Origin of the sequence: Pseudaminobacter soli (ex Li et al. 2025), assembly GCF_003012705.1 — a bacterium.
GTDB lineage: Bacteria > Pseudomonadota > Alphaproteobacteria > Rhizobiales > Rhizobiaceae > Pseudaminobacter > Pseudaminobacter soli.
The window spans coordinates 540,825-549,946 of sequence record NZ_PXYL01000003.1 but is presented as its reverse complement, the minus strand read 5'-3'; the positions used below and the strand labels follow the sequence as shown (position 1 = coordinate 549,946).

Annotated in this window: 9 protein-coding genes, 1 tRNA gene and 1 pseudogene; 7 read left to right on the top strand and 4 right to left on the bottom strand. The window is 65.7% G+C overall.

Annotation, left to right across the window (positions count from 1 at the left end; genetic code table 11):
- Window positions 1-462 precede the first annotated feature (462 nt).
- A tRNA-Leu gene (locus C7I85_RS08815) sits at window positions 463-547 on the top strand.
- 151 nt (window positions 548-698) lie between these two features.
- Here C7I85_RS08815 and C7I85_RS08810 read toward each other — a convergent pair.
- From C7I85_RS08810 to C7I85_RS30930, 3 genes are all read right to left on the bottom strand, one after another.
- Window positions 699-1,133: a DUF1772 domain-containing protein gene (locus tag C7I85_RS08810; protein ID WP_106723565.1), complete on the bottom strand. Its 435-nt coding sequence runs from the start codon at window positions 1,131-1,133 to the stop codon at window positions 699-701.
- 102 nt (window positions 1,134-1,235) lie between these two features.
- A complete protein-coding gene (locus tag C7I85_RS08805) occupies window positions 1,236-1,631 on the bottom strand; it encodes a hypothetical protein (RefSeq protein WP_106723564.1) in 396 nt (131 codons plus the stop codon).
- Between the two features lie 47 nt (window positions 1,632-1,678).
- Window positions 1,679-1,822 (bottom strand): hypothetical protein, encoded by a 144-nt coding sequence (locus C7I85_RS30930; RefSeq protein WP_181257120.1) that lies wholly within the window; start codon window positions 1,820-1,822, stop codon window positions 1,679-1,681.
- Between the two features lie 319 nt (window positions 1,823-2,141).
- On the opposite strand from C7I85_RS30930, the gene C7I85_RS08800 reads away from it, so the two are divergent.
- Entirely contained in the window at window positions 2,142-2,591 is a 450-nt protein-coding gene (locus tag C7I85_RS08800; protein ID WP_106723563.1) for an RbsD/FucU family protein, read from the top strand.
- A gap of 9 nt (window positions 2,592-2,600) precedes the next feature.
- Here C7I85_RS08800 and C7I85_RS08795 read toward each other — a convergent pair whose 3' ends face one another.
- The gene (locus C7I85_RS08795; protein WP_106723562.1) at window positions 2,601-3,143 is read right to left on the bottom strand and encodes a DUF488 family protein; all 543 of its coding nucleotides are present in this window, start codon (window positions 3,141-3,143) and stop codon (window positions 2,601-2,603) included.
- 156 nt (window positions 3,144-3,299) lie between these two features.
- On the opposite strand from C7I85_RS08795, the gene C7I85_RS08790 reads away from it, so the two are divergent.
- The 5 genes and pseudogenes from C7I85_RS08790 (at window position 3,300) to C7I85_RS08770 (ending at window position 9,022) form a co-directional block, all read left to right on the top strand.
- Window positions 3,300-3,953 (top strand): 5-formyltetrahydrofolate cyclo-ligase, encoded by a 654-nt coding sequence (locus tag C7I85_RS08790; RefSeq protein ID WP_106723561.1) that lies wholly within the window; start codon window positions 3,300-3,302, stop codon window positions 3,951-3,953.
- Between the two features lie 53 nt (window positions 3,954-4,006).
- Window positions 4,007-5,072, top strand: a pseudogene (locus C7I85_RS08785) (NAD(P)H-dependent flavin oxidoreductase).
- A gap of 386 nt (window positions 5,073-5,458) precedes the next feature.
- Window positions 5,459-5,710, top strand: coding sequence for a hypothetical protein (locus C7I85_RS08780; protein ID WP_106723560.1), 252 nt, complete (start codon window positions 5,459-5,461; stop codon window positions 5,708-5,710).
- A 195-nt stretch (window positions 5,711-5,905) separates the two neighbouring features.
- On the top strand, window positions 5,906-7,660 hold the full coding sequence (locus C7I85_RS08775; protein WP_106723559.1) for an ABC transporter permease: 1,755 nt from the start codon (window positions 5,906-5,908) through the stop codon (window positions 7,658-7,660).
- 36 nt (window positions 7,661-7,696) lie between these two features.
- Window positions 7,697-9,022 (top strand): AAA-associated domain-containing protein, encoded by a 1,326-nt coding sequence (locus C7I85_RS08770; protein ID WP_106723558.1) that lies wholly within the window; start codon window positions 7,697-7,699, stop codon window positions 9,020-9,022.
- The last annotated feature ends 100 nt before the right edge of the window (window positions 9,023-9,122 follow it).

Genomic DNA, 9,122 nt, shown 5'->3' with positions numbered 1-9,122 from the left:
GACCGACGAACAGATCCATGGGCATGGCTCCTTGACCAGTTAAGCTTGAGGAGCCTGCCCGCAGATTGAAATCCTGTCACCCCCGCAGCGGGAGCGCCACGGGAGCCCCAATCATCCGATCTTTTTTGTTCGCGGGTGAGCAAGCCAGGTCTCGCCCGCCCCTGCGTTTGCCGACGCAACAATGACGTGTCGGCCGCTGCCGATTCCGAATCGGGCAGTCGGCAAAGCGATTCGCGACTCATTTTTTGTCGCCCGCCGACGCCGATTCGCATATCCACACCCTGCCGACGCCCTTGCGCTCCGCTCCTGCTCAACCCGATTTTCCCGGGTTTTCAAGCATCTGGCGGGTTCGAAGAGGTGGGGCGCGACAACCTGCCCACAGCAACTTTCAGTTCCGATGTTTTTTTTGCCGAAACCGCGTTGACACGGCCCCGCTGTCCGCTTACATCGGCGGCACACCTAGCCCAGGTGGCGGAATTGGTAGACGCGCACGGTTCAGGTCCGTGTGCCGCGAGGCGTGGAGGTTCGAGTCCTCTCCTGGGCACCATCCCTTCGGATGGTCTTGTTTTTCCTCGCTTTTCCAAATTTTTTCGACTTTTGGCCATCGCGGATGGCGAGCGGTTTTGCTCGTCTTTGGCGCGGGAGCGGCACAGGTCGCGGCCCGCGGGCCGATGTCGTCAGAGCAACCGTTTAAGGGCTCACAGCCCGGACAGCGCGATCAGAAACGCGATCGCCGCCAATGCGCCGAGCAGCGTGCGAACCGCATGTAACGAGCCCCATTTTTCGATCAGCGCCCGACTTTGCGGGCCGGCCTCCGTTTCGCCGGTAGCCATCAGCGTGTTGTTGGTCGGCATGATGGCCAGGAGCGTCCAGGGCCAGTTGGCGATCATGAAAATGGCGCCGACCAGGAACCATGCCCCGCCCGTTTGCCACCACGCGATCAGGCCGAGCAGGCAGCCGACGGCGGCGAGTGGGGCCTGCATGGCAAAGCCCCGCTTGTAGGCCGGCTTCCATTCCGACAGCAGGGTGGCGTCGTCGAGGGTGAGACGCGCCGGTTGTTCGGCGACGTTGATATAAAGCGCCGCGCCGGTGAACACCGCAGCGCAGATCAAGGCAAGGTGACCGAAGAACATGTCGATGGCTCCAATCCCGTGCAGGGCGGGGCCAAGTCTAGCCCTGCCGCGCTGCCATCGCCAAGGGCTCCAGCATTCCGGCAACATGTGGCGGCCGGCCGCTTACTCGAAATTGCTCACGGCGGAGCAAAAGCCGTCTTCCTGATCATCCTCCGGAGATGCGCATTCGGCCCGGATCTGGTTGCGCAGGTCCGGCGACAGGGCGTTCCACGCGCGCACCAGCTGTTCGGGCGGGGCAAGCCGGCTCATGCTGCCGTCGGTGTAGAATGACCCGACGATATCCGGGTCGGCGATCACCCGCTGCGTGCCCGGTCCTTCCGGTGCATCCTCGTCTTCGGCTTGGGCGAATGCCGAGCCGCAGGAAACTGTCGCAACCAAAGCGGCGATCCATAACAGTCTTGTCATGCTTCGATCCCTTTCGATGGTTCTGTCAGCCACGTGCGGATGCCAGCCCGGCAAGCCCGGCTCCATATAGCCGTTCAGGCCGGCGGCCCGCACTGCAGCGGCCGCACTCGCTTGCCCCTCCGCTATCCTGACCGCCGCTATCAGTGGGTCGAGCCCATGCCGCTGTAGCCCAGATACGGCGTCTCCCAGGGCTGGGCATAGTCGCGATTGCCAACCCACGAAGTCGTCGTGCAGCCAGTAAGAGCCGGCACTAGAAGCAGTGCCGCAAGGAGAAGCAAGCGCATGGCCTTTACCTCCTGTTTACGCCTGAGATGGCGCCCCGGAGGACGCCAAGGGGTCAAATAGCGCGGCAAAATTGTGCTGCCATATCTTGGCGTCGCACGCCGAACCGTGCTCCATAGTGACAAGAGCCGCACCGCAACCGGCAGGACCGGAACGGGAGCGCGCTTGGGAGGAGGAATGCGAGAGCGCCGCCGGGCGGCGCATCGGAGGTCGACCGCGGCATGCCTGGCGGCGCGATCATTTCGCCTTTCTTTGCGCGTTTCCGCCGACTGCTGCCGGCGCGGACCGGACCCAAGACGCGAGAGATGAGGTAGACAAGACATGTTGCGAGGCATCCACCCCCTGCTCGGCCCCGAGCTGCTGCACGCGCTGCGAACCATGGGCCATGGTGACGAGATCGTGATTGCCGACGCCAACTTCCCGGCCAGCACGCTTGGCTGCCCGGTGATCCGCGCCGACGGCGTCAAGGCCGAGCCGCTGGTCGAGGCGATCCTCACCCATATGCCGCTCGACACTTTCGCACCCGCCTCTGCCTTCCGCATGGCCATGGTCGAAACGCCTGAGGAGGTGCCGCCGATCTGCGCCTCCTTCCAGACGATCATCGACCGGCTGGCCGGCCCCTTCGTGGTGGCGCCGCTGGAGCGCTTCGCCTTCTACGAGCGGTCACGGAAGGCGGCCTATGTGGTGGCGACCGGCGAATTGCAGCTCTACGCCAACCTGATCCTGAAGAAGGGCGTGGTGACGCCGAGCGAGTTCGAGCCAGGCTGGTAAGACCGTAGTTCAGATACGAGGCTGCGGCGGATAGGCCAGCGTGCCGTCCGCCTGCGGCGCGGCTTCGGGCGTCATGCTGGCCGGCTCGATCCGGTCGTCGTCCATCAGGTGGAAGACCGTCTCGCCGCGCACGATGAGATAATCGGCGACGATGCGGCGATGGCACCGCCACCAGACGCTTTCCGCGCACATGAGGGCGAGTCGTCCGGCCTGACCAAGCTCCACCAGCCGGTCGAGCGCGGCGCGGAATTCCGCGCTCATGGCGTAGTCGGCGTAGTTGTGAAAACTCTGGTTTTCCCAAAAGCCGTTGACCGCGGCGGGCACCGTCTTCGAGCGGCTCCGCAACCCGCCGAGTTCGACCAGATGCATGTAGCCGATGCCGAAGGGCGTGAGGTTTTGAGGCAGCACGTCGGCATTGTATTGCGGGTTGGCGCGCGAGCGCGGCACGGTGCGGATGTCGGCCACCAGCTTGATCTCGGCGCGCTGCAGCAGATGGACGAATTCGTCGATCGTGCGCGTGCCATGACCGATGGTGAAGAATGGCTGCCGCATGATGCCTCCGCCCCGTCGCTCATTCCAGCAGCGGCGGGCCCTGGCGTCAACGCGGGCAGCAGTGCCGGCTTTGTATTCGGCCAGGGCGCGTTTCGTTTGCCTTTCGAGGCTTGCGGGCCAATAGTTGGGGCAAGCAGCCTACGGCGAGAACGTCCCATGAGCGACAACGACAATGTGCGCGGCTATGCCTCTCCACCCTGTTTCATGCATGAGCTGACGCCGGAGTTCCAGCCCGGCGACCGGCCGGCGGATCCGACCGCCTGGGCCGACGTAAAGCGCTGGCGCAAGGCCGAGCGGCAGCGCCTGATCGATGCGCGCATGGCCATGTCAGCCGACGAACGGGCGCGGCGCACGGAGACGATCGCGGTGGGGCTCACCGAGGCGATCGGCACGCCGGGCGGTAAACTCATCAGCCTCTACTGGCCGTTCAAGGGCGAGCCCGACCTGCGCGGCTGGATGAACGAGATTATTGCAGCGGGCGGCCGCTTCGCCCTGCCGGTGGTGATCCAGGCCGGCCATCCGCTGGAATTCCGCGCCTGGGCGCCGGGCGAACCGCTGGAGCGCGGCGTGTGGAACATTCTGGTTCCATCCAACGGGCCGGCAGTGTTTCCCGACGTGGTGATCGCGCCGGTGGTCGGTTTCGACGCCGAAAACTATCGGCTGGGCTATGGCGGCGGCTTTTTCGACCGCACGCTGGCGGCCATGCCGCGAAAGCCGCTGGTGCTCGGCATCGGCTATGCGGAAGCCCGGATCGCCACCATCTATCCGCAGGTCCACGACATACCAATGGACAGGATCATCATCGGCTAAACGGTGCCTGCGCCCGCAAAGCCACTCAACTTTCCAGATCACGGAGCGCAGCCATGCACACCGATCGCCATTTCCAGGAACTCTTCGGCATCGACCTGCCGATCCTGCTTGCACCGATGGCCGGGCCGGTGACATCGGAACTGGCAATCGCCGTAGCCGAGGCGGGCGGGCTGGGTGCCCTGCCCTGCGCGCTGCTTTCGCCGGAACAGTTCCGCAGCGAGCTGGGCATCATCCGGCAGCGGACGGCCAAGCCGATCAACCTCAACTTCTTCTGCCACACGCCGCCGGTGCCTGACGCTGGGCGCGAGGCTGCCTGGCGCAAGCGGCTGGCCGGCTACTATGTCGAGCTCGGGCTCGACCCCGAAGCGCCGGCGCCGAGCTCCAGCCGCACGCCCTTCGATAGCGCGCTGTGCGAGATGGTGGAGGAGTACCGGCCAGAGGTGGTGAGCTTTCATTTCGGCCTGCCGGAAAAGTCGCTGCTCGACCGTGTGAAGGCGGCCGGTGCGAAGGTGCTTTCGAGCGCGACCACGGTGGAAGAGGCGCGTTGGCTGGAAGACCATGGCTGCGACGCCATCATCGCGCAGGGCGCGGAAGCCGGCGGCCATCGCGGCATGTTCTTGACCGATGACGTCTCGACCCAAATCGGCACCTTCGCGCTGGTGCCGCAGGTGGCGGATGCGGTATCGGCGCCGGTGATCGCGGCCGGCGGCATCACCGATGCGCGCGGCATCGTCGCCGCTTTCGCGCTCGGTGCCTCGGCGGTGCAGATCGGCACGGCCTATCTCTTCACGCCGGAGGCCAAGGTCTCAGTGCTGCACCGGCAGGCGCTGCGCTCGGCGCAGCGACGAGATCGCCATCACCAATGTCTTCACCGGGCGGCCGGCGCGCGGCATCCTCAACCGCGTGATGCGCGAGGTGGGGCCGATATCCGATCTGCCGCCGGCCTTTCCGCTGGCCGGCGGCGCGCTGGCGCCGCTCAAGGCAAGGAGCGAGGCGGCGGGCTCGGCCGATTTCAGCTCTCTCTGGTCTGGGCAGGCGGTGCGGCTTGGACGGGAACTGCCGGCCGGCGAACTGACGCGCGCGCTGTGGGCGGAAGCGCAGGAACAGATGTGGGCCTAGCCCCCGCGACGCGGCACAATTTGCCGGCTTACAAACGCTTCTAATCCAGCTTTTCCTGCCGATTCGCCCAGCGGCCAGGCAGGATCGTGGCCATTGTGCTTCACATTGCGGCGAGGCGCATCATCTTGGGCCAATTCGAGCTTGACACTTCAAACGCACCGGGCGTAAGGCACCCTTGCTTCGGGTGTGCCCGAGGCAGTCAACAACAAAACGACCAGGTTATGGACAGTCATTCTAGTCGCTGTTCGGGGAAAGCTCTGAGCCGGAACCGGACAACGCATCCGTCAATCGATACCACTCCCGGCATGTCCCGCCGGGCGAGCCTCGGCAAGGCCTGACGGTCTGTCCGCTCGCTTCCGGGTCCTGTCGGGCCAAGGAGGTGAGCCATGAACAACATCATCCTCTCGTTCCGTGATCGCGACTATGTGCGCCTCGCCGCGCGTGCAGCAGCACCCGTCGCCCGCAAGCGCCTTCGGACGGCTGCTGCCGCCATGGCAGAGGCCCACCACAACGAACTCACCTGCCGCTGGCAGCGTGACCAGCTGACCGGACGGCTCGAGGGCCGCTGGTCGCGCGAGCACCGCACCCTTTCCGAAGAGGGTGTCAGTTGCAGCTTCGGATACGCTCTCGCAGCCTGATCTTCCGCTCCGCGCTGCAGATTCTCTTTTCCTGATCGCGAAGATCCTCCACCCGCCGCAACCCTTGCCGGTCGCGGCGGACGACCGCGTGCCTTTCGTCCAGAGTCACCCCGCCGTCACGCCCTCGTGGCACAAGCGGCGGGCTGGCGTCCGAACAAACTAAAGTTTTCTGCACTCGGACATCGAGGTTCGCAAATGATCTTCCTGCCCCACAATCGCGAATCGCTGAGCGAGGCCGCCACGCTGTCGCGCGGCCGCATCATGCCGAATGTCTACGACATTCTGGCCCTGTCGATCATGGCGGCGGTGTTCGTCCTGCTGGCGCATGCGGCCATCGCCATGCGCGGCTCGATCGAACTCCTCTCCACCGCGCCGGTGACGCTCGACCCGGCCAACCTGCCCGAATATGCGGTGCGCACCACGCTGCGCATGTTCGCGGCCATCATCGCCTCGCTGATCTTCACCTTCGTGGTGGCGACGCTGGCCGCCAAGAGCCGGCGCGCCGAGATCATCATCATTCCGGCACTCGACATCCTGCAGTCGGTGCCGGTGCTGGGCTTCCTGACGTTTACCGTCACCTTCTTCATGGGCCTGTTTCCCGGCAGCCAGCTGGGCGCCGAGCTGGCATCGATCTTCGCGATCTTCACCAGCCAGGCCTGGAACATGACCTTCTCCTTCTACCAGTCGCTGCGCACCGTGCCCCGCGATCTGGACGAGGTCTCGCGCGGCTTTGGCCTCACCTCCTGGCAACGCTTCTGGCGGCTGGAGGCACCGTTCGCAGCACCCGGCCTGATCTGGAACACGATGATGTCGATGTCGGGCGGCTGGTTCTTCGTCGTCGCCTCGGAGGCCATCACCGTGGGTGACACCACCGTCGAGCTGCCGGGCATCGGCTCCTGGCTGGCGCTGGCGATCTCCAAGCAAGATTTCGTGGCCGTGGGCTGGGCGGTGCTCGCCATGGGCATCCTGATCCTGCTCTACGACCAGCTGCTGTTCCGTCCGATCGTGGCCTGGGCCGACAAGTTCCGCGCCGAGCAGACCGCCAGCCAGCAGAAGCCGCGCTCCTGGGTCTATGACTTGCTGCGCCGCACCCGCCTGCTGAAGCTCATCGGCGTGCCGCTGGCCGCCGGCTGGGACCGGCTGATGCTGGTGGGCGCCCGCCGCACGCGCCAGGCGCCGCGTCTGGCCGCCCCGCGCCCGACCAGCAAGCTGGTGGATCGCCTGTGGATCGTCCTGGTTGCGCTCATGGCGATTGCGGGCGCCATGGTGACGGTGCTCTATATCCGCCGCACGCTTGGCTGGGGCGATGTGGCCGAGGCCTTTGGCGGCGGCTTCGCGACGCTTGTGCGCGTGGTGGTTCTGGTCGCGCTCGCCAGCCTTGTCTGGGTGCCGATCGGGGTCTGGGTCGGGCTGCGGCCGGCCGTTGCCCAGAAGGTGCAGCCTGTGGCGCAGTTCCTGGCCGCGTTCCCGGCCAATGTGCTGTTTCCCTTCGTGGTCATTGCCATCGTCGCCACCGGCGCCAGCCCGAATGTGTGGCTGTCGCCGCTGATGATCCTGGGCACGCAGTGGTACATCCTGTTCAACGTGATTGCCGGCGCCAGCGCCTTCCCGTCCGATCTCAGGGAAGCGGCTGCCGTGTTCAAGCTCAGCTCATGGAGCTGGTGGACCAAGGTCATGCTGCCGGGGATATTCCCCTATTATGTGACCGGCGCGCTGACCGCCACTGGCGGCTCGTGGAACGCTTCGATCGTTGCCGAGGTGGCAAGCTGGGGCAACACGCATCTCGAGGCCTACGGGCTTGGCTCCTACATCGCCAAGGCGACCGAGGCCGGCGATTTTCCGCGCGTGGTGCTGGGCATTGCCGTGATGTCGCTGTTCGTCACCATGTTCAATCGGCTGATGTGGCGCCCGCTCTACGTCTTTGCCGAGCGCCGCCTGCGCCTCGACTGAACCGACACTATATCTATTTCGATCGGGAGACCGACCATGAACGAATTCGTCAACACCACCGTAACCGCCGCGAACGCCGTACCGCTGGTCGAGGTCAAGGGCGTGAGCCAGAGCTATGACAACGGCCAGTTCGTCGTGCTGGACGATGTCGCGCTGACCCTGAACCCGGGCGAGATCGTCGGCCTGCTCGGGCGCTCCGGTTCGGGCAAGTCGACGCTGCTGCGCTCGATTGCCGGCCTGATCCATCCGACCTCCGGTTCGATCACCTTCGAGGGAAAGCCCGTCACCGGCACGCCGGACGGCATCGCCATGGTGTTCCAGAGCTTCGCGCTCTTCCCCTGGCTGACCGTGCTGCAGAATGTCGAACTTGGGCTCGAGGCGCGTGGCATCGAGTCCGCCGAGCGGCGCAAGCGTGCGCTGGAGGCCATCGACCTGATCGGCCTCGACGGCTTCGAGAGCGCCTATCCCAAGGAGCTGTCGGGCGGCATGCGCCAGCGCGTGGGCCTCGCCCGGGCGCTCGTGGTGCATCCCAAGGTGTTGTTGATGGACGAGCCCTTCTCGGCGCTCGACGTGCTGACGGCGGAGACGCTGCGCACCGACTTGCTCGACCTCTGGTCGGAAGGCCGCATGCCCATCGAGTCGATCCTGATGGTCACGCACAATATCGAGGAAGCGGTGCTGATGTGCGACCGCGTGCTGATCTTCTCGTCCAATCCGGGGCGGGTGGCGGCCGAGATCCGCATCAACCTGCCGCAGCCGCGCGACCGCCTCGACCCCGCGTTCCGCGCGCTGGTGGAGGATATCTACGAGCGCATGACGGCGAGGAAGCCGGTGGCCGAGCCGGCGCGCGAAGGCGCGGTCGCGGAAACCGGCATCGACATGGTGCTGCCGCGCGTCTCCACCAATGTGCTTTCGGGTCTTGTCGAGACGATCGCGGCCGAACCCTATCGCGGCAAGGCCGACCTGCCGCCGCTAGCGGCGAGCCTGCAGCTCGAGATCGACGACCTGTTCCCGATCGCCGAGACGCTGCAACTGTTGCATTTCGCCGAACTGGCGGAAGGCGACATCCAGCTGACGGAAGCGGGCATGCGCTTTGCCGAGTCCGAGGTGGACGAGCGCAAGCAGCTGTTCGCGGACCAACTGGTCGCGCATGTTCCGCTTGCCTCGCATATCCGCCGGGTGCTGGACGAGCGGCCAAGCCACGAGGCGCCGGCCCGCCGCTTCCGCGACGAGCTAGAAGAGCACATGTCGGAAGAGAACGCGGAATACACGCTGCGGGCGATAACCAGCTGGGCCCGCTATGCCGAGCTCTTCGCCTATGACGAGAAGACCGACATGTTCACGCTCGAGAACCCGAGCTGAACGTTCGCCGGGCAGCAGACGCAGCGACCAAATAGAAGGGGCGCGACCATTCGCGGTCGCGCCCCTTCTCATATGCCGGGCGTGCCCCGACCCGGCAACC

Bases quoted from the DNA above. Each gene is read 5' to 3' on its own strand.
- C7I85_RS30930 (WP_181257120.1), bottom strand. From the start codon at position 1,822: ATGCGCTTGCTTCTCCTTGCGGCACTGCTTCTAGTGCCGGCTCTTACT.
- C7I85_RS08810 (WP_106723565.1), bottom strand. From the start codon at position 1,133: ATGTTCTTCGGTCACCTTGCCTTGATCTGCGCTGCGGTGTTCACCGGC.
- C7I85_RS08770 (WP_106723558.1), top strand. From the start codon at position 7,697: ATGAACGAATTCGTCAACACCACCGTAACCGCCGCGAACGCCGTACCG.
- C7I85_RS08780 (WP_106723560.1), top strand. From the start codon at position 5,459: ATGAACAACATCATCCTCTCGTTCCGTGATCGCGACTATGTGCGCCTC.
- C7I85_RS08775 (WP_106723559.1), top strand. From the start codon at position 5,906: ATGATCTTCCTGCCCCACAATCGCGAATCGCTGAGCGAGGCCGCCACG.
- C7I85_RS08790 (WP_106723561.1), top strand. From the start codon at position 3,300: ATGAGCGACAACGACAATGTGCGCGGCTATGCCTCTCCACCCTGTTTC.
- C7I85_RS08795 (WP_106723562.1), bottom strand. From the start codon at position 3,143: ATGCGGCAGCCATTCTTCACCATCGGTCATGGCACGCGCACGATCGAC.
- C7I85_RS08800 (WP_106723563.1), top strand. From the start codon at position 2,142: ATGTTGCGAGGCATCCACCCCCTGCTCGGCCCCGAGCTGCTGCACGCG.